Raw genomic sequence first — 19,499 nt, forward strand, 5'->3', positions numbered from 1 at the left:
AGCTGTAAAACATTTGGGATAAGGCTAATGTTTCTTGTACGTGCTACAGGAGTGAGCGAGAAATCAATGAAAGTACTGATCCAATACACACAAACAGGAAAATATAAAGATCGAGTATGGGAGTCCCTGACGCTTAAAGCAAAGGGGGAAGTTCAGGCAGTGACGCCTTCTTCAGCTGTTCGATTAATAGAGCAGAACAAAGCCGTTTTATTTACTACGGAAGAAGATGAGATTGTTTTTCAAAGCTAGTTGCTGGCAACCGATTTCGACTTAAGGGTTCGTTTGCGCCTCCCCAAATCGCCAAACGCATACCCACCACCGGGACCAATCTATTCCCTCCAATAGCTTGCTGTTCCGGTTTTTCTTTCCTCATTATCCATTGCTATCGGTCTTTCATTTCTATAACTTAGCCAAGTTGCATGGATGTTATTCGAGGTAGATTGTGAAAAAGCTATTGATAGTCAATGTTGGCTCAGCGCCTGAAAGCCAACTGAACAAATTTGGTGATTTTGAACTGTGGGCAAAGCAAGCCATTGGCTCCACCACGCTTGAGATCGAGTTTCACGACGGAATCGCTAACCCACTGCCAAAACCGCAAGTTCTCGCGGGCGTTATCATCATGGGTTCACTGTCCATGGTGACAGAAGAAACCAACTGGATGAAACGGCTTGCAGCAGAGATTGTGCAGCTCGCAGAACATCGTATTCCAACCTTAGGCATTTGCTTTGGTCACCAACTTATTAGCTACGCTTTTGGTGGCGACATCGACTTCAACCCAAATGGGTTGGAAGTCGGTACAGTCAATATCTCCCGTTTGGAAAATAGCGACGACGACCCGTTGCTTAGCCAACTACCCGAACACTTCCACGCTCAAGCCGTCCATTTTCAATCTGTACTTACATTACCAAAGCAAGCTGTCCGGTTGGCACAAAGCAATATGGACCAGCACCATGCGTTTCGTGCCGGCGACTGCACATGGGGTGTCCAGTTTCACCCAGAGTTTACCACCGACATCATGCTAGATGTACTTGAGAACTTTCAGGAAGAGTTGGGGGAAGATGTTGTTAACCGTAAAATACAACAGGTTGTGCCTGCTGATGAGGCACAACGCGTATTAGTGAATTTCGCTCGACTATGTGAAGAGCGAAAGGACTAGCGGCTGTTTGGTTCACCCTGTGACTTAATCAAGGCTGTGGCACTTTGTTCACCTTTCACTAAGCTATCAAACTCAGAGATACGCGCTAAAAATGCCTGCTTATCTTGTTTTGAAATGGAGCTAGCGAGCGGAAGATTGGCTTTCATTGGATCTACCGCGCGATTGCGCACTAAAACTTCGAAATGCAAATGTGGCCCTGTGATCCTGCCCGTAGCACCCGCAATCGCAATCTTTTGGCCACGTTTAACATGCTGACCTTTCTTAACCAGAAAACGGTGCAGATGAAGGTAACGCGTCTTGTAAACACTGTTGTGTTCAATCACTAGATACTTACCCGCATATTTGTGGTTACGTACCGCAATCACTTTACCATCACCGGTTGAGTAGACAGGCGCTCCGACAGGAGTGGCGAAGTCTGTGCCGTTATGCGGAGTAACACGCCCCGTCACCGGATGCTTGCGTCGTGGATTGAATGGAGACGTGATGCGGCGATATTGTTTTGCTACTGGGTAGCGATCAAACGCTTGCTCTAGACTATTACCTTGCCTGTCGTAAAAGCGGCCATCTTCAGCCAAGAATGCTGCGACTTCTCTGCCGCGTAGATAAATCGCAATGCCTTGAATTTCGGTATTCCCCGTCAGATGAGTACCTAAATATTGCTCTTTAACCAACACATTAAAACGATCCCCAGCACGCAATTCTTTAGCGAAATCAACTTTGTCACGCAAGACTCGGGTAATGTTAGCGATCTGATTAGGCGTTAAGCCCGCACGGTAAGCCGATAGCGAAAAGCTCCCCTGAATATCGCCCGCATAGAGCTTTTCCTGCCATTCACCCGCTTCTTCGACAAAACGATAGCTAAAGCTATTGTCTTCCTCACGACTAAACACTGCCCTTTCGACCAAACTTTGATGATAAATCAAGTTCTTGAGCTGTTTAGTATCACTATCAAGCACGAGTTCTAGGTGATCCCCCGGCTTAATGGTATCTAACTTCAGCGATTCTAGGTCGGCCTCTAAAATACTTTGCAGCGTGTCGTAAGGTATGTTCCATGCCGAAAATATCGTGCTTAAGGTATCCCCCACTTTAACAAAATAGTGAGCGCGAATTTCAGACGACTGCAAAGGTGCGGGAGTCGCATTTTCTTGCGGCTGATAGGCCGTCACTTTGATCGGAGTAGGCTCACGCTTCGACTCAGACTTGAAAGTCAGCACAGCAGAGAGAGAAAAGGCGGTGATCGCAACCGCAACTAATATGGGACGAAGGAGCTTCATAAAACAGACAAATCAGAACTTAATGTTATGTTATAACACTTATGGAATGGTAATAACATGCGATCTTTGCCACCGAGTATTGACCAACAATAGCGCCAAAGTTTCACAAACGAACTTGCAACCTAAAATAGCGCAAACTAAGCATAAACAAAATCATATTTATATCAAATCAGTTACAAAAATGGAGTTCATGACTACATAGAGAGTTTAACTCGGTCACAAATTAATCATTTTTGGTCTTGAAATTAAAATCCGTTGATTAAATTTAGTTCCGTTTAGCTCACTGAGACTTATCTATCTGATAAACAATAGCTTTATATTTTATTTCGATATTTATGGAAATATTTATTGATCTTTTCTTTCTCACTTCTATAATTCGAGAAAAATCGAAATGAATTTTGGAGTCTATTACGATGAATAACGAATTTATGACCATGGCGAGCGAAGCGCTCGATATGTTTGCGTTTTTAGCCACCGAACTGATCATCCTGTTCTTAGCCATTAGCTACATTGTTGGTGTGTTGCAAGAGTTTTTAACCCCAGAGAAGATCCAATCGATCCTAAGTTCGCGCAACGGTAAAGGTTATGTTGTCGCTGCACTACTTGGTGCTATCACACCATTTTGCTCGTGTTCCACAATACCTTTCTTAAAAGGTCTACTCAGAGCCAGAGCAGGGTTTGGCCCAATGATGGTGTTCTTATTTGGTAGCCCACTACTTAACCCGGTCATCATCGGCTTGTTCGTCGTGACCTTTGGTTGGAAAGTCGCGCTGTTTTACTTTGCTATTGCTATGTTGGTGTCAGTGCTTGCGGGCTATTCGCTAGAAAAACTTGGTTTTGAACGCTATGTAAAACCAGAAGCATACCAAGCAGCACAACCTTCAAGTTGTGGCACAAGCTGTGGTGAGAGTAAACCTGAAGTAAAATCAGTATCGTCATGTGCGACAACGAGTTGCGGTGAGACGGCACCGGTTGCAGCAAAAGAAGCGGCTTGTGGCAGCGAAACCAAAGTTGAAGTGTCATGCTGCTCTTCTGACGGCACAGCGACAGCGACTGTAGTTGAGAACAAAGAACCAAGCCGTTGGGCAAAAATTTGGTACTCAACATGGAAAGATTTTAAACAAGTCTTCCCTTACCTAATGCTAGGTATTGCTATTGGTTCGTTTATCTACGGCTTTATTCCTACTGAGTTGATTGCACAGTACGCTGGGGCAGGAAAATGGTACGCAATACCAGTCGCAGCTATTATCGGTATACCTTTGTACATTCGCGCCGAAGCAGTCATTCCACTTAGTGCAGCATTAGTACAAAAAGGCATGGCATTAGGCTCAGTCATGGCACTCATCATAGGTAGTGCAGGTGCAAGTTTGACCGAGGTGATTTTACTTAAGTCTATCTTCAAAAATCAGATGATTGCTGCCTTTCTGGTTGTCATTCTCAGCATGGCGATAGGTGCAGGCTTTCTATATAGCTTCCTCTTTGGTTAACCGCCACTATCCTCAAAAGGCTCGAATATTCGAGCCTTTTTTTATGCATGCGTTCGATATAAACCGCATTCAGTTATCACCTTTTACACACCAATTTGACGAATCATAGTTTATGACCTGTTCTTAACTGGCACATATTCACAATGCGCATATTATCAATTATGGAAAGAGGTTAACTATGAAGATCTTAACGTCAGTTTCGCTACTCTCTATCGCCTTTTTGGCTGGTTGCCAATCTACATCTTCACCAGAAGAACAAGCAATAAAATCAAATCTGTGTAAGGTTGGCGATGGTTCAGGAGCCGCTTATACCCACGAAAAATTTGAACAAGCCGTTATGGACTGTGGCGGTTACGAAATCTTTACTGACGATATGGTGGTAGGGCAAGAACTTGTATTTTCGTTCAACAACGGTAAGAAAAAGCGAAAAATGGTCTTGAACGATGATGGAACGGGTGCATACACCAAATTGGATAAAGGTAGCACTGAAAACATCACGTGGGAGTTCCAAGACAACGGAAATTTGCACTTAGAATTTGAAGATGGCTATCAATGGGATTGGAAGTTGATTGCGGAACAAGGTGGTTTCTGGGCAGTGAAATCGTACGGCTATGGGGCAGATGCCGCAGATCGTGACATCTTGTCTATGGTCGTCACCAATAAAACAGCGATGATGACGCAGTAAATTTAACAACGTACAAAAAAGGATTGGCATTGTTGCCAATCCTTTTTCGGTTTAGAGCACATTACTCGTAGTCTGATGCATATGTCTCTTCGTAGGTGTGAGAGTACAACTCAAATAGATTGCCAAACGGGTCTTCTAGGTAAACCATTTTTGCAGGCTTAGTGTCGTCTTCTGGGTGATAGCGCATCACATCCATACGTACTTTGCCACCAAACTGCTCGACCTTTTCCATTACGCCTTCGAAATCATCAGTTTGTAAACAGAAATGGAAGATGCCTAAACGTGAGAAGTCGACCTCATGGCGTTCTTGACGCTCCTTCATCTCAAATAACTCAACACCGATACCATCAGTTGTCACCAAGTGAGCAATATTGAAGCCTTTAAAACCCTCACCAAATACGGCGATACACATACGACCAATAGCCGTTTCGCGCTCTTCAACGACTTTAGTGTTATTCATGACAATCTTAAGGCCTAACGCTTGAGTGTAAAACTCAACCGCTTTGTCCATATCACCCACCATGATACCAACGTGATTCATTTTCATAACTTTCTCCAGAATTAGTGCGATGTTTTGTTTCGATGGAGAGAGTGTATGCACTGGTGTTGATTAAATGAAATTATCAATAATTATAAAAATAATAACATAATTTTATCAAACAAAAAGGAGAGAAACGTATATAGCAATGGGATAGAAAACCCAAAGGAAAGTCAGGCTCCTTTACTTCGGAGCCTGAGTAGATATTTAATCGTTAGACCAACTGTACCATTCGGTAGAGAGTGCGCGGACAGATTGATTCACCAACGTCATTGCACGTGATTCTACGACATAGTTTCGCAAAGGACCTGCGCCTTTTCTTTTATTGTAGATATCGTCATACATATCCTCGTTATGGTCCATCATTGAGAACATCGAATGACACCAAGCATAAATCACCACTTTACCTTGGCTTATTTTACCTAAGGTTGCACTTTTGAGTTTTTCTGTCGTATTGAGTGTCGCGACATCCACAACTTCGACTTTGCTGCCAAATTCTTGGGCCGCTTTTAAATCATCGAGATAAAACTGCTTTTCAATGACGTACTTTTTATTGAACTGGCCAGTACTCGAATCAACGGCTTGACCTGCTTGAGTACCATGTCGACCTGAGAATACGACATATCCGCCGGGATGGTTGAGGTGTCGAGCCAATGTAGGCCAAGAAGAGTTGGCTGTCTGAGTAACGGAAAGATAAAGCCTGCCGACTTGAACCCAAGGACAGGTTGTCCACGGATCATCAGGGCACGAGATAAGATGATCATTCATCAGTGACAGAGGAGTGCGTTGATCATTACGAGGCACAACTTCAAACATTATTGGCTCCTATCGGGTAATAAACGTTTGAATTTTATCATGGCACATTAATGGGGGTTACAAAAATGTTAATACAACTTTAGTTTAGAGCATGAATTCTAAATCAAATTTAAGACTGGAAAATAAAACAAAAGCCAATTCAGTGGTGTGATGTTCTAATCTCACTAAATTGACTTTTTTGCTATCGGGATAAGTCGATGTTCAGATATTCATTCTGATAGGTACTAACGTTCACCTTGTACTTCAAACTCGTCGTAAGTTAAGCGAGCCTTACCATCATCTTGAATTGTCCATACTTCCTTGTGAACCACACCGAATGCTTTGTTCATCGTCCAATTTGACGTCAGAATATAACTGCTCTCATCCACTTTTTCCCATCTTGTCTCTGTGTACGCAACGTCGCTGAAACCTTGGTCAATGATGTTTTGCCAAAAGGCTTGGATCTGCTCTCGGCCTTCAAAACGACCAAAAGGTTTGGCATGCATAATCGTGCCTTCTTGGTACTGCTCCGCACAGCCCTTTGCATCTTGGTTGTTGAAAGCGTGTTTCCACGCTGTTATGCCTGCCTGACAGGCTTCTAATACGGCTTGACTCATTTTTATTCTCCTCTCAATGATTGAGCTCAGTTTAGTGCTATGATTAACACGTAAAAACAAACAAATAAGAAATCACTGTTCTAAAATAGAGAACAATTAAATGAACAAACATCGCCAAATGACCCTGTTTATGTACATTGTTGATTGTGGGTCAATTTCAAAGGCCGCCGAAAAGCTAGAACTTTCCAAATCAGTACTGAGTGGCGCACTCAAACAGCTAGAAAGCGAACTGGACACTACTTTGCTTAAACGCACTACTCGCAAGCAAAGTCTTACCGTACAGGGAGAGATGTTCTACCAGCACTGCTTAGCGATGAACAAGATTGTCGATCAAGCCTGGGACGAGATGCGAGAAACACACCAGACTCCATCCGGCAATCTCACTATTACGGCTCCCCATGCGTTAGTAGAAACTGTGATTACTCCAGCAATAGCACACGCATTTGCGGCCTATCCTGAGGTTTGTCTCGATATAAGGGCGGACGATGACCAATTAGACTTGATGCAAAATGATATTGATCTCGCTATTCGAGTCGGAGAATCTGGCGACAGCAGTTATAAACAAAGGAAAATAGGCGCATTTCGCGACGTTTTGTGCCAGAAAGCCTCATGCAAAACAGCCTTCAAAGATGCAAATTACATCGCTAACCACTGGCAAGGCAAACAGATCACTCACACTATGCACTCCATTTCGACTGGAGATACCGTTGAACACCATTTCCTAGCTAAGCATAGAGTCAATACCATTAATCAAGTTGCTGCCATGATCGCTCACGGCATGGGAATAGGTATCGTGCCTGAGTTTGTACTTTCTCAATACCCCGAGCTCTGTCCTTGCTTACCTAATTATGCACTTCCTAGTACGAATGTTTACGCCTTACACCCATATTCAAGAACGCCACCTATTGCTGTTTTAATGGCAAGCGATGCAATTGAAGAGCAGCTAATAAGTTTTTACTCAGGTAAAAACGAGTAGAAATTAACCTCCATCAATATTCTTATTTATTTCACTAATCATTCAAAATTGATCGCCTACACTTGTTTAAAACGTCAGTGACTAGAGTAAGGAGAATGCCGTGATTTCAGTACATAGAGAATACGAACTAATCGATGTGAACCACTCCCATGCCCATGTTGAGATTAATCCTATCGGTCTGATTGACGTAGAGATCATGGAAAACAAGCAACATCATCAAGCGGAGTTTACTGAACTGTCATTTCAAAAGGTCGGTGGTCACACGCGATTGTGTAGCAAACAAAATAAAAAACCATGGCAGTTGGAATTAGACAATAGAGATGCAGAAGAGATAAATCGTTTGATCGACCAAGCGAGTGAAGAGTTTGAGACCTTAATGCGCGATCTCTGAGCAGTGCTAACGTTCAAAAGCCATATCAAAGCTGAGATTTGATATGGCTAAATTATTATATAGGCTAACGATTAAGGCGTTGTTTTCTTCACAACAAACTCATGCCCATCCAAAATCCCTTTGCCATTCTTAAGCTCATTTAAACGTGCTGTCACCACACCATCACTGCTGGTAAAGTCCACGCTGTAGCTATCGACATATTCTTGAACGTATTTGCTTGAGAGGGATTTTAGCTTATCAATGTAGACCACCGCTTTATCAAATTCCCCTTGAGAGATAACCTCAAGTTTTGGCGTCAACAACTGGGCAAACTTATAGGGGTGAGCGACAAATCCGCTTCCCATGACTAAAGCCGCAATGATAGGCGTAGTGATGACTGCACTTTGGAACCACTCTGAAAATCTTTTGTGATCCTGAACTAAGCTGCCATTCGCATTGCGATTGGACCACTCTTTCTTAGCGCGTTTAAGTACCTTACCTACTAAGCAGCGTTGGATCATGTAATCCACTAGCTTAACGATACGTTCAAACAATCCTGTTAATACGCTCACTAATGTACCCACACCAGCAAACGCATCGCCCGCAGCCTCTAAGCCTATCTTAGTGATACCGACCGCTGCGTTTTTAATTCCACCTAATGCGCCTGTCGCAGAATGACGAGCCAAAGCATTGGCAATAATGCTTGGGTGGCCGCCCAATAGTTCAACACCACGGCCTGCATACACTTGCGTAATGAGATCTTTAGATTTACATACCGCTTGTTTTACACCCGAGTAGATATCGGAAGCACTCTGAACGTAGCCCCATCCTGGAATAAAGCTTGAAAAGTTTCCGGCAAACTCTCCAGTCATCCAAGTTGCGAAGTCAGCAAACCACTCAACACCATAGAGTAAATCACCATAGATGTTACGCGCTTTGTTCATTAGCATACGGAAGAAGTCCGAAATCACCTGTTTAACTTTAGTAACCACTGCACTTGCGGTATCGCCGACAACTTTAGCCGCGCCAACGATCTTTTTCCCTGCTTTGGTTTGCTGCAGTTTGTTGATCGCATTGGTTTTATCTAAAAGACCTGATGCTGCCGATTTGAGATCGCTTAGTGGCTCGGAGCCAATGACAAAGTTGTCGAAGAAATGAGCGTTAGAGAATGCTGAAACCTTAGAGATCTCGGTACTCGCTAACATATACATGGCACCCATTCGCGCATCCGCCATTTGGGCGACTTGAACATCTAACGCAGTATTTTTGGTTTTACCAAACATTTTGTCTTTAATCAGACGCTTTAGAATTTTTACCTGCATGCAAGCCTCGCAACAAAATCAAACGCAACCAAATATAAATCGATTGCTAATATTAGTGTTATTTATACATTTGCAAGGATAATACATTTTTTTGCTAATAAGGTGGTCTGTTTAGACAAATGATGTGGAATGGGTACCATTCGACATCACCAGATAGGATCAGAAAAGCTTATTTCTGCAACATTTAGACTCAGCATTGAAAAGACAAGGACATCTAAAACCATTTTTGATAAATCAAATGCCCAGAATTGATTTAAAGTTTAATCTAGATAAGGTAATATTGAACTAACCGTGGGTATTAGCTAGTTTTTAGCTCCAATAATGATAGACAATGTCTACATTAAAGATGTTTAGGCAAGAGAGGATGCGATAATGAACAAACAGAACACAATTATTCAGCTTCCGTTTCCGCTGTTGGTGATAAGCTTATCGACTTGCGCCTATCATATCTTACAGTGCATCTCATAGATGCACGAATAACAAAAAGGGTGCTGAACAGCACCCTTAGTCGAAGTTGTTTTATTACACTTCGTAAAAATCAGGTTTGTAACGAAGAATGACTTTTTCCATCGCAGAGAAAACATGCTTGCGTTCTTCATCATCTAGATCTTGAGTCGCGAAACTCATTTCGTCGCGAATCATCTGCGCTAGCTGATCGTGTACCTTTTTACCTTTCAGCGTTAAAAACAAACGCTTAGCATTTTTGTGGCTTGGATCTTTCGCACTGGCAATCAGTTCATTCTTTTCCGCATGGCGAATAAGACTAGTCATGGTGCCTTTGCTGCGATGCAAACGCTCAGCAATAACGCTTGGGCGAAGTCCATCTTCATAGTCTAGTTCCATCAGTACTAGCATTTGTTCAAAATTCACATCATCGCGAAGCTTCGAAATTTTGTTTTGAATGGAGTTCTGAACCATACGGGTAGCAATAAAGCTCATACCGACAGTGGTTTCAAATAGTTTCTTTGATTCTTCAGACATTGTGATCATTCCAATTTATGTTATCTGCCCTATTATCCATTTATTAGTTCGATACGAAAGCATTTCTAACACACTTTATCATTTAATTTGTGAATTTGTGCGACCAGATATGCATATGTGTTAATGATTGTTTGATTCATCGCTCGTATAAGTGAGGGTAATCATTGAGTGGTGATCAATTTCCACCGCCACCACAAATATCAAGATTCGAGTAATGCTAAATGATGAGATAGCGAGGCAAACCACCCTAGAAACTCTCACTTTAATTTGACACCAAACCAAGATAACTGCAAAATACGCCCGATAAAAAACAGTGTACATTATGAGGAAGCATGACTTTTGAACTCAAAGTGACTCTAAAAGACATCATCATCACAGTGATCTGTGTTGTCTGGTCTACGCTCTGGATCTCTTCAGAAATCGATAGCCATCAAGAAATGCAGCAACAGCAGTTTGATGAGCTAAAAGATGAGCTGCAAAACATCATACAGCTTGAAGCAAAAAAGATATCTGCCTGCCAGTAAACAACCGCTTCCCTAGCGCCTAATACAACAACACCCAGTAATCAATTTGATTACTGGGTGTTTAAATACTCATTTCAACGTTTTACTTGCTTGACCTTTATAAGTAGATGACTCTCTAACATCGGCCAAACTTTGTTAGCCAGCTTGTCTAAACTCGGTATTAGCAAATACACCATTCCGACAAACAGAATCGAGCCAACCAGGTCGATCGGGCGATGCATGCCTAGCCACAATCGACTAAAAGCGACCCCAATCGCCCACACACTGACGACGGCTACCAATCCGTATTGTTTGTTTTGCCAAAATAGACCACCGAAAAAAGCTAAACAAATCGCGGCGAAAATAGTGTGTCCAGATGGGAAAGAGTAATCTTTTTCACCCTGCCAATGGCGAGTACGCCAAGTCGTCACCTGCTGTGAGATTTGATTGATCACCTCTGCTTTTTGTACGGTATCTAACTTGTAAAAATGCGCGGGTTGAGGGATCAAAAGCTGATGCGAAAGCAGCTCTGTATAGGGACGAGGGCTTTCCGTCATATGTTTAAGTCCCGTTTTTGCCGCAAAGCCAATCACTAAAATAATACCAAGCTGAGCCAGTTTGCTAAGCAATTGTGAGTTGGTACCCACTATCTTCCAAGAAGCTAATACCAGAAGAGAGAGTGTGATCAGAAAGCCTTTCGAGCCCGCTGAATCTGTCAGCAAGGTGTAACTTAGCCCGGTCAGATCAGATACTTCACTCAATAGATCAATGTGGCTGACAAACAGCGACATTGGTGCAACAACGAGTAAGAAGGCGACAAGCAAGAGCAAGCCTTCACGTTTGTTTTGAATGAAGTTTTTCACGATAGGGATTCACAACAGCTAAAAACGAAGCTGAATTTTAGTCGAGAAGGCGTGGAAAATTTATCAATACAATGTCAATTTAATGAAATTTCGTGTTGATTGACGACGTTACCCTCTATTTGTGTCCTTTACTCTCAACATACGTTGGTCAGCAATATTCAATAGAGACTCCAAAGTAGTCTCATTGAGCACTTTAGTCGACGCGATACCAACACTGAAACCTAACTGATATACATGACTGGGATCTTGATTAAACGCCTCAATCGCATGTGTAAAGCGATCAATGGCGATATGCGCAACCATTTCAGTCGTACCCGACATTAAGACGACAAACTCATCTCCGCCCATACGCGCGTAAACATCGGACTCTCTAAAGGAAGTCTGCAGTAATCGGGTAAATTGCTTAAGCGCTTCGTCCCCTACTTGATGCCCGAATTGATCATTGAGTTGCTTGAAATTGTCTAGGTCGAAATAGGCCAAAGAGACGGGAAAACCACCAAAACGGCAATAGTCGAGTAACTTATCTCCTAACGAAGAGAACCCACGTCGATTAGATATTTGGGTCAACGGATCTGTCGTTGCCGTCACTCTAGTCGCTAACTCTTGTTCAACAATTTTAGCTAGATCGACAAGGTCGTTCACTTGCTCTTGATTGAACTGACGAGGCTTAGTATCAATCACACACAAGGTGCCGAGCATAGAGTCATCATGGTGAACAAGCGGAACGCCAGCGTAAAATCGCACACCCGGCTCACCGACAACGAGAGGGTTATCTGCAAATCGCTCATCTTTAGTCGCATCAGAGATGACAAAAGGATCAGTACCAAGAATAGCATGACCACAAAAAGAGACATCGCGCGGGGTTTCTTGCGCATCAATCCCATAGCAAGACTTAAACCACTGCCGATCGCTATCCACGAGGCTCACGACTGCGATAGGCACATCGAACAATCTTTTAGCCAATCTAGTCACACGATCAAAACGTTCTTCAGAGTCGGTGTCTAGAATATCAAGCTGCTCAAGAGCATTGAGACGCTGAGCTTCATTATCAGGCTTGTCGGGTACTTGCATTGGTCATCAATAATTTCTCAAAACATACTAAAAATCTTAGCAGTCGAGGATTAAGATGCCTAAAAGTTGACCAATAAATTTCAATTTATGCCGTTCGAGGTAACAATTTTATCAGCAAAAACCACAAGGGCTTGAATACCTTATGCACTCAAGCCCTCACGTTTCATCATGGTTGGACTAGATGTTAATGTCTAGCCCTTGCTGCCAGAATGCCACTTCCATGCGCGTTGCCGTTTTAAACACCTGAATCAAGTTCTGGCCGCGTTGGCTGCTGAGATCAATCTCTTCTAGCAATTGGTTGAAATGCTCTGCACCTTGTTCAACGCCAGATTGAAACTCTTCGCCACCATACAACTCTATCCAGCTGCGATATGGATTGCCTTCTAGTTTAGTCGTATCACTTTCACTCAAGGCCTTACCGATCACCGCGTAGCCAATCGAACAAGGAGCAAGCGCAGCATACAGCTCGACCAGATCGCCCGTCATTCCCGCATCAAGCACATAGCGAGTGTATGCCACTGTGCCAAAATCTTCCGGCTCATTCTCTAAGTCAGATTCAGTGAGCCCCCACTGGCCACAATATGTCACATGGTGGCCAATTTCTGAATCAAGCAAAGCATGAACACTTGGCAAAGCGCGGCGCATATCTTCAAGGTTACGCGCTTTGTATATCGCCAAGGCATAAGCGCGAGCATATTGTTTTAGGAACAAGAAATCCTGCTTGAGATAGTGCAAAAAACAAGGTTGAGGCAAAGTGCCCAATGCAAGCTGCTGTACAAAAGCATGCTCGGTGTACTCTTGCCAATCAGACTCACAAGCTTCGATGAGGTCTTGGTACTTCATTAGTTAAACTCCGGTACGTAGTCCGCTGCTTTTGGCAGTGTCTCAATCAGATTTTGCGAGTACATAAACTCGGCGTAGTCATCATAACGCTTAAGGTCGACCGCAGATGGGCGCAGCGCAAAACGAGTTAAGGTATCATTCCAAGCACGTTGGTTAAGTTCATTATTCAAGGTATCTGGTGCGTACGCGACAAACTGTTTCCAAGAGGCTTGCGGGTGGTTAACGATATAGGTAGTTGCTTGCTCCAACGCTTTGTTGAATGACTTGATGGCTTCAGCATCATGGGTTTTCGCATTAGCGACAAATACTAACTCATCGTAAGCAGGCACGCCGTGCTCCTCTGGGTAGAAGGCTTTCGCTTTGTAACCCTCTAGCGCAAGTTGGTTGGTTTCAAAGTTACGCAAACCGCCCCAAATCGCATCAACCTTGCCCGATGCCAATGAAGAAGAGAGCGCCCAACCAACATTGATGATGTTCACGTCTGAAAACTTCACACCCTCTTGGCCCAGCATAGTACCGATGGTGGCTTCTTCGTTGCCCGCAATCGCAATACCAATGTTTTTGCCTTTTAGGTCAGCCAGATTGTCGTTCTTGCCGTTATCTAGCACCATCAGTGTGTTAAGCGGCGTTGCAATCAGTGTCGCAGAGCGAATCAGTGGCAAACCGGCAGCGACATCAATGGTCAAGCTTGGTTGGTAGGAAATCGCCAAATCGACTTTGCCTGCAGCGACAAGTTTTGGCGGCGTGCTTGGATCGGCAGGTTCTTGGATCTCGACTTCTATGCCTTGCTGTTTAAAGTAACCACGCTCTTTAGCAATGACGATTGGCCCATGGTTAGGGTTAACAAACCAATCGAGCATTAGAGTGAGCTTCTTCTCTTCTGCAATGGCATTCGCTGATAATAGTGAGGTGAGTAGTGCCACTGCACTGATTTTTTTGGTTATTTTCACGGAGTATCCTTTCTTTATTGATTTTCCCAAGGAATAAATTTTTTAAGTAGTTTGTCTGTAATGAAATAGAGAGAAACGGAAAGCAGAGCGAGGATGAATAATGCGGCGAACATTTCATCGATGATCATGCGTGCATTCGCTTGAAGCATTAGGTAGCCAAGACCCGCACTTGAACCGACCCACTCTCCGACTACGGCACCTATCGGTGCAATCACAACGGCAACTCGAATACCTGAGGCCAAAGTTGGCAGCGCAGCAGGGAGTTGTATGTGTCTTAATAGCTGCCATTTACTTGCTCCCATTGTCTTGGCGAGATCGAGATAACCCTTTGGTGTATTGCGCAAACCGTCATAGCAACAAGTGGTCACAGGAAAGAAGATAATGATTGCCGCCATCACCACCTTGGACGCGATGCCGTACCCAAGCCAAAGCATCAGTACAGGCGCAATGGCAAACACCGGAATTGCTTGGCTCGCAATAAGCATGGGTAACAGCCAACGTTTTAATGGTTTAAACAGCAACATTTGCAGTGCAAAGATAAGCCCCATAGAGAGGCCAAGCAGTAAACCCAGTATGATTTCTTGCCCAGTAACAAGAGTGTGTTTCATGAGTACATCAAAACGTGAAATCAATCGCTCGAAGACATCTAGCGGAGCAGGCAAAATGAAGCTTGGCATATCAAAAAAAACCACAACGCTGTGCCAAATGCCCAAAATCACCAACAGGCTAACCGTCATACGCACCATTGGGTTTGTCACCTGAGCGTTGATTCTCTTATTAGGCAGCGTAAGTTCTAGATTCGTTACCTTACTCATAGTCTTGCTCCAACTTGTCTAGAATACTTCGCTGCAAAGCTGCGCACTCACCATCTATCTCGCGCGGAGGCAGTGAGGTAGGAACGTCCAACGGGTGCGCATAGGCAGGTACACCCTGAAGCAAATAGAGCGCATCCGATAAACGTACTGCTTCTTGGGGATCGTGGGTAATCAGCACAACGGTTTTGCCCTTGAGTAACTTGGCTGACAAGGATTGCAACTTATGGCGCGTGACGGCATCTAGCGCTGAAAAAGGCTCATCCATTAGCACAACAGGCTTGTCTTGCATCAGTGTACGCGCAAGGGCAACACGCTGACGCATTCCCCCAGATAACTGAGCAGGCATACTATTAACATGGGCAGCTAACCCAACCTGTTCAAGCAACTGAAGTGCTTTGTCATGATCAACATTTTGCGCACCAAAGTTACGGCTTAACATAACGTTATCTATGACATTTAACCAAGGCAGTAATAGGTCTTGCTGGGCCATGTAGGCGATTTGCTCATGTAAGTCTTGCCCTTGGCTTAGCTTAAGCGTCCCTTGCCACTCCACTTTGTTATCTAGCAAACCAGCTAAATACCGCAACAGAGTGGTTTTACCGCAGCCGCTTCGACCCAGCAGACTGGTCCACTTCCCAGCTGGGATGTGCATATCTAAGCCAGTTAGGGTCGGGGTTGGGCTATCGAGATAGCGAAGCTGTGACGCCTTGAGCTCTATCCCGATCGCTTTAGCGCACATTGGTGTGGCCACAGAAAAAGTGGTTCACTGGGCCATGACCTTGACCCACATCTAACTGATCGGCGTGCGCAATGGCTTGAGAGATATATTGCTTACCAAGATACACCGCTTTATGAAGACGGTTACCTTGAGCAAGGTATGAAGCAATGGCAGAAGAGAGGGTGCAACCTGTACCGTGCGTATTTTTGGTCGCGACACGTTTTGCGCTCAATAACTCACTGCTTTCTTGCTCAATAAGGAGATCATTACTGTTTTGGTCTTTCTCTAAGTGCCCACCTTTAAGCAGCACTGCTTTCGCCCCAAGCGCGCGTAATGACTCGATCATCGCCCCCATTTGCTCTTCATCTTGAGGAACCTCACCACCAATCAGAGCCGCCCCTTCAGGTAGGTTCGGGGTAATAAGATCCGCGAGTGGTAGCAGTTCTTGTTTGAGCGTAGAGATTGCCGATTGTTCTAGTAACAGATCACCGCTTGTTGCAACCATGACAGGGTCAACCACGAGATGCTTAGGTTGGTATTGACGTATTTTAGCCGCCACGACCTTAATGATTTCGGCATCAGCCAGCATACCAACCTTAACCGCGACGACATTCAAATCAGTAAATACGGCATCAAGCTGGCTTTCAATATGCGCTAATGGAATCGGGTGAATGGCGGTCACACCTCGGGTGTTTTGCGAAGTAATGGCTGTAATGACAGAGCACGCGTAACTGCCTGTCGCTGACATCGCTTTAATATCCGCTTGGATGCCTGCGCCGCCACCGCTGTCAGAGCCAGCAATGGTTAATACAATAGGTGTTGTGTCTTGTGAATGTGGCATAGATGCTCCTACTACAAGACGTATAGGAACTCTCGACCACGAAAAGAACGCTCATAAAGAGACTTACTATCGAATGCGAGTACACTAAACCCGAGAAATGGAATTAGTGTGCATAGTTCCCTACGTCAGTGCTAACTGAATCAGGTTCAACGGGTCTCGCTTCGCGATCTCAGCCCTTTCCCTATTGGGTAGGCTCCCCGACTATTTCCGCAGATGATAACAATAAAAGTAAATTTAGTGCATCACTTATTTGGTGCGATGCTACAAAAAACAAACAAAACATTAGCCCGCACATATGGTATTGATTGCTTATCTTTGTAACAGGATAAGTTTCTGAACTATAGTAACTTAGCTCACATGGAATTAAGGAGAGAGCTATGAGCCAGGAGGCACTACTATCTCGACTGAACGAGTTACCGAGAATCCAGAAGGTACTTCAAGAGCTTCTCGATATGGTCAACACAAGTGATGTCGACTTTAAAGAACTAGCGAATAAAATAGCAACGGATCAAGTTCTTAGCGCTAGATTGCTCCGTCTTGCCAATTCAGCTCATTTTGGAGGAAGCAAAAGCGTATCTTCGATAAATGAAGCCTTACTTCGAGTTGGAACAGGCCCCGTGAGAACATTAGTTGTCGCTTCAGTTCTCTCTAGTGCCTTCCCTAGAATTAAAACATTAGATATGGATAAATACTGGGAAGAAACGTTCGAAGTGTCGATTATTGCTAGCAAAATTGCCGTTGAGACAGGCATGGATAGCAATGAAGTTTTCACAACGGGCGTATTACACAACATTGGCGAGTTGATGATTCATACGTTAGTTCCAGAGCAAGCAAAAGCCATTGCAGAAAGAGCCGAAGCGGGTGAAAGTGCCATTGCGGTTCAGGAAGAAATATTAGATATCACAGCACCTACTCTTGGAGCAAAACTAGCCAAAACTTGGCGCTTCCCTGATGACATGGTCGACGCCATTGCAAATTTTGCGGAGCCACGAGATGCCGAGATTTCTCCTAAAATGGCCACCACTCTTCATTTGGCCCGTTCGATTCATCGCGACTGGGATCTGCTCGAAAGCGAAGAAGGCAAAGCTCGCTACCTTACCGAACACCCGGACTCTCGCTTGTTGCATATTTCAGCTGCCTTTGCACCAACAATCGACAAATATCGAGGCAATGGTCGTGACCTCGCATCCCACTTAAACGCCGCGTAAAACATAAGGTGAGCGTACGGCTCGCCTTTTTTCTATCAGAAACCTCTGTTATCGCATAAACTAATCTCGATAATTTTATGTTATGAGAAAGTACGATGATTAACCCTGTCTGGCTCAAAACCTTCGTTACCCTGCTCGATACAGGCCACTTTACCAAAACTGCTGAGAAGCTGTTTATGACTCAGCCTGGTGTTAGTCAACATATCAAAAAACTCGAGCAAGCTTGCGGCTATCCATTAATTGAAAGGCACAACAAAAGTTTTGAAGTTACAGAAGCTGGCCGTAGTGTTTACCAACATGCGATTCAGCTTGAGCGACAAGAGTCTGAACTGCTTAGCTCTTTAAACATGGAAGACCCTTTTTCAGGTGATGTTTCGCTGTCTTGTTCGGGTTCACTGGCACTATTGCTCTACCCACATCTACTCAATTTACAATGTAAATACTCGCAGCTCATATCAAGACTAGAGGCCGCGCCTCATCAAAAAATTGTTGCTGATGTCTTATCTGGCGCAACAGACATTGGAATTGTGACGCAGGTTCCATCTGATTCTCGGTTTAGTTCAGAAGTTTTAGGCAATGAGCCGCTATGTTTAATGCTGCCCAAATCACGTGCATCTAAAAATTTAAGCCAAGAGATGCTAAAAGAAATCGGTCTAATCCAACACCCGGACGCGATTCATTACCTTTCGATTTACTTTGCTCAATGCGGGGAGTCTGAGCTGGAGAAAATGAATATCGATGATATTCCGGTCACAGGCTACATCAATCAGTTGAGCCAAATCTTGCTGCCTGTTGCCAATGGATTAGGATTTACCGTCTTGCCCAAAAGCGCACTCGATTCGTTTGCCGAGAGTGAACGAATTTCTATCTTCGATCCAAGTAATGAAGTGGTAGAAACCTTGTATTTCTTGACTAAAAAACATCGCCAGCTACCGAAACGCCTTGAAACTATTAAAAACGAAGTGGTGCAACATTTTCAGCAGTAAAATGTACGCTCGTTAGCCAAAACTGATCGTGGTTTCTAACTCTTCAATCGAAGCGCCACCATTATCGCCAACAAGCACAATCGTCACAGCAAAGCGATTACCGTCTGTCGAACGTAAGAAGAAGGTTTCAATCTTTCTTTCCCCCATCACTAAGTACTGGGTTTTAATGCTATAGACCGAATAATCCCAGTGACCGGACTCGTCAATAACTAAAGAGCCTAATGTGCCAACCTTTGCAGTGACACTCTTAGGATTGAAACGAATGCGACGACGGTTTTCTCCACTGATCGAGAACATACCGGAGTCAAACAGCAATGGGGAGAAGTCACGCTGTACCATTGATAGTAGGCTCGCATCGCCCGACGATGCACCAAAAGAGTTCGCCATATGGGTGTTATTGGTCATTTGGTTTAGGTAAGCCATAACGTTCTCCTTAAGATATCTAGACTCAACTAATGTGAGCATTCATATCTTCTACTAACGCAATGTGCATGCCAAAA

Annotated in this window: 22 protein-coding genes, 1 pseudogene and 1 riboswitch; of the genes and pseudogenes, 9 read left to right on the forward strand and 14 right to left on the reverse strand. The window is 44.0% G+C overall.

Translation table 11 applies throughout. From position 1 onward, the window contains the following. Window positions 1-66 precede the first annotated feature (66 nt). Entirely contained in the window at window positions 67-249 is a 183-nt protein-coding gene (locus tag IX91_RS22685; protein ID WP_004749160.1) for a hypothetical protein, read from the forward strand. Window positions 250-442: 193 nt separating this feature from the next. Further along, window positions 443-1,156, forward strand: coding sequence for a glutamine amidotransferase (locus tag IX91_RS22690; protein ID WP_004747325.1), 714 nt, complete (start codon window positions 443-445; stop codon window positions 1,154-1,156). Here IX91_RS22690 and IX91_RS22695 read toward each other — a convergent pair. Further along, window positions 1,153-2,430 (reverse strand): peptidoglycan DD-metalloendopeptidase family protein, encoded by a 1,278-nt coding sequence (locus tag IX91_RS22695; RefSeq protein WP_004747324.1) that lies wholly within the window; start codon window positions 2,428-2,430, stop codon window positions 1,153-1,155. The genes IX91_RS22690 and IX91_RS22695 overlap by 4 nt on opposite strands. A 413-nt stretch (window positions 2,431-2,843) precedes the next feature. On the opposite strand from IX91_RS22695, the gene IX91_RS22700 reads away from it, so the two are divergent. Next, window positions 2,844-3,917, forward strand: coding sequence for a permease (locus IX91_RS22700; protein ID WP_004747322.1), 1,074 nt, complete (start codon window positions 2,844-2,846; stop codon window positions 3,915-3,917). 178 nt (window positions 3,918-4,095) lie between these two features. Further along, window positions 4,096-4,602 carry a hypothetical protein gene (locus tag IX91_RS22705; RefSeq protein ID WP_004747321.1) on the forward strand — a complete coding sequence of 169 codons (507 nt, stop codon included), beginning with the start codon at window positions 4,096-4,098 and terminating at the stop codon, window positions 4,600-4,602. 61 nt (window positions 4,603-4,663) lie between these two features. On the opposite strand, the gene IX91_RS22710 is transcribed toward IX91_RS22705, so the two are convergent. The 3 genes from IX91_RS22710 to IX91_RS22720 all read right to left on the reverse strand — a co-directional run bounded on the left by IX91_RS22710 (window position 4,664) and on the right by IX91_RS22720 (window position 6,552). Then, window positions 4,664-5,149, reverse strand: coding sequence for a VOC family protein (locus IX91_RS22710; protein WP_004747319.1), 486 nt, complete (start codon window positions 5,147-5,149; stop codon window positions 4,664-4,666). A 198-nt stretch (window positions 5,150-5,347) separates the two neighbouring features. Next, the gene (locus IX91_RS22715; protein WP_004747318.1) at window positions 5,348-5,956 is read right to left on the reverse strand and encodes a hypothetical protein; all 609 of its coding nucleotides are present in this window, start codon (window positions 5,954-5,956) and stop codon (window positions 5,348-5,350) included. 224 nt (window positions 5,957-6,180) lie between these two features. Further along, on the reverse strand, window positions 6,181-6,552 hold the full coding sequence (locus IX91_RS22720) for a nuclear transport factor 2 family protein (RefSeq protein ID WP_004747316.1): 372 nt from the start codon (window positions 6,550-6,552) through the stop codon (window positions 6,181-6,183). Between the two features lie 100 nt (window positions 6,553-6,652). On the opposite strand from IX91_RS22720, the gene IX91_RS22725 reads away from it, so the two are divergent. Both IX91_RS22725 and IX91_RS22730 read left to right on the forward strand, forming a co-directional pair. After that, window positions 6,653-7,528 (forward strand): LysR family transcriptional regulator, encoded by an 876-nt coding sequence (locus IX91_RS22725; RefSeq protein ID WP_004747314.1) that lies wholly within the window; start codon window positions 6,653-6,655, stop codon window positions 7,526-7,528. A 100-nt stretch (window positions 7,529-7,628) separates the two neighbouring features. After that, window positions 7,629-7,919: a hypothetical protein gene (locus tag IX91_RS22730; RefSeq protein ID WP_004747313.1), complete on the forward strand. Its 291-nt coding sequence runs from the start codon at window positions 7,629-7,631 to the stop codon at window positions 7,917-7,919. Window positions 7,920-7,990: 71 nt separating this feature from the next. Here the strand turns inward: IX91_RS22730 and IX91_RS22735 are convergent, their stop codons facing one another. Together IX91_RS22735 and IX91_RS22740 are read right to left on the reverse strand one after the other, a co-directional pair. Further along, window positions 7,991-9,220, reverse strand: a complete 1,230-nt coding sequence (locus IX91_RS22735; RefSeq protein WP_004747311.1) for a hypothetical protein — start codon at window positions 9,218-9,220, stop codon at window positions 7,991-7,993. A 522-nt stretch (window positions 9,221-9,742) separates the two neighbouring features. Beyond that, the gene (locus IX91_RS22740) at window positions 9,743-10,201 is read right to left on the reverse strand and encodes a MarR family winged helix-turn-helix transcriptional regulator (RefSeq protein WP_004747309.1); all 459 of its coding nucleotides are present in this window, start codon (window positions 10,199-10,201) and stop codon (window positions 9,743-9,745) included. Window positions 10,202-10,533: 332 nt separating this feature from the next. Between IX91_RS22740 and IX91_RS22745 the strand changes: the two genes are divergently transcribed. Further along, complete coding sequence (locus tag IX91_RS22745) at window positions 10,534-10,725, forward strand: hypothetical protein (RefSeq protein ID WP_004747307.1); 192 nt, start codon at window positions 10,534-10,536, stop codon at window positions 10,723-10,725. Between the two features lie 74 nt (window positions 10,726-10,799). Here the strand turns inward: IX91_RS22745 and IX91_RS22750 are convergent, their stop codons facing one another. The 7 genes and pseudogenes from IX91_RS22750 to thiD all read right to left on the reverse strand — a co-directional run bounded on the left by IX91_RS22750 (window position 10,800) and on the right by thiD (window position 16,805). Next, complete coding sequence (locus IX91_RS22750; protein ID WP_004747305.1) at window positions 10,800-11,567, reverse strand: phosphatase PAP2 family protein; 768 nt, start codon at window positions 11,565-11,567, stop codon at window positions 10,800-10,802. 108 nt (window positions 11,568-11,675) lie between these two features. Then, window positions 11,676-12,638 (reverse strand): sensor domain-containing diguanylate cyclase, encoded by a 963-nt coding sequence (locus tag IX91_RS22755; protein ID WP_004747303.1) that lies wholly within the window; start codon window positions 12,636-12,638, stop codon window positions 11,676-11,678. Window positions 12,639-12,815: 177 nt separating this feature from the next. Beyond that, on the reverse strand, window positions 12,816-13,481 hold the full coding sequence (gene tenA, locus IX91_RS22760; RefSeq protein WP_004747301.1) for a thiaminase II: 666 nt from the start codon (window positions 13,479-13,481) through the stop codon (window positions 12,816-12,818). Continuing rightward, window positions 13,481-14,431, reverse strand: a complete 951-nt coding sequence (locus IX91_RS22765) for an ABC transporter substrate-binding protein (protein WP_004747298.1) — start codon at window positions 14,429-14,431, stop codon at window positions 13,481-13,483. Before IX91_RS22765 ends, tenA begins: the two co-directional genes overlap by 1 nt. Before the next feature lie 14 nt (window positions 14,432-14,445). After that, a pseudogene (locus IX91_RS22770) lies at window positions 14,446-15,159 on the reverse strand (ABC transporter permease); the annotation flags it as partial. A gap of 79 nt (window positions 15,160-15,238) precedes the next feature. After that, window positions 15,239-15,985 carry an ABC transporter ATP-binding protein gene (locus IX91_RS22775; RefSeq protein WP_004747296.1) on the reverse strand — a complete coding sequence of 249 codons (747 nt, stop codon included), beginning with the start codon at window positions 15,983-15,985 and terminating at the stop codon, window positions 15,239-15,241. After that, a complete protein-coding gene (gene thiD / locus IX91_RS22780; protein ID WP_004749161.1) occupies window positions 15,975-16,805 on the reverse strand; it encodes a bifunctional hydroxymethylpyrimidine kinase/phosphomethylpyrimidine kinase in 831 nt (276 codons plus the stop codon). Before thiD ends, IX91_RS22775 begins: the two co-directional genes overlap by 11 nt. Before the next feature lie 100 nt (window positions 16,806-16,905). After that, a riboswitch (TPP riboswitch) is annotated at window positions 16,906-17,015 on the reverse strand. Window positions 17,016-17,182: 167 nt separating this feature from the next. Here thiD and IX91_RS22785 point away from each other — a divergent pair. Further along, window positions 17,183-18,013, forward strand: a complete 831-nt coding sequence (locus IX91_RS22785) for an HDOD domain-containing protein (RefSeq protein ID WP_004747412.1) — start codon at window positions 17,183-17,185, stop codon at window positions 18,011-18,013. A 95-nt stretch (window positions 18,014-18,108) separates the two neighbouring features. Continuing rightward, window positions 18,109-18,999 (forward strand): LysR family transcriptional regulator, encoded by an 891-nt coding sequence (locus IX91_RS22790; RefSeq protein ID WP_004747415.1) that lies wholly within the window; start codon window positions 18,109-18,111, stop codon window positions 18,997-18,999. Window positions 19,000-19,011: 12 nt separating this feature from the next. Here IX91_RS22790 and IX91_RS22795 read toward each other — a convergent pair whose 3' ends face one another. Continuing rightward, window positions 19,012-19,422, reverse strand: coding sequence for a VCBS domain-containing protein (locus tag IX91_RS22795; protein ID WP_004747417.1), 411 nt, complete (start codon window positions 19,420-19,422; stop codon window positions 19,012-19,014). Window positions 19,423-19,499: the final 77 nt, after the last annotated feature.

Origin of the sequence: Vibrio tubiashii ATCC 19109, from assembly GCF_000772105.1 — a bacterium.
In the GTDB taxonomy this organism is placed as follows: Bacteria; Pseudomonadota; Gammaproteobacteria; order Enterobacterales; family Vibrionaceae; genus Vibrio; species Vibrio tubiashii.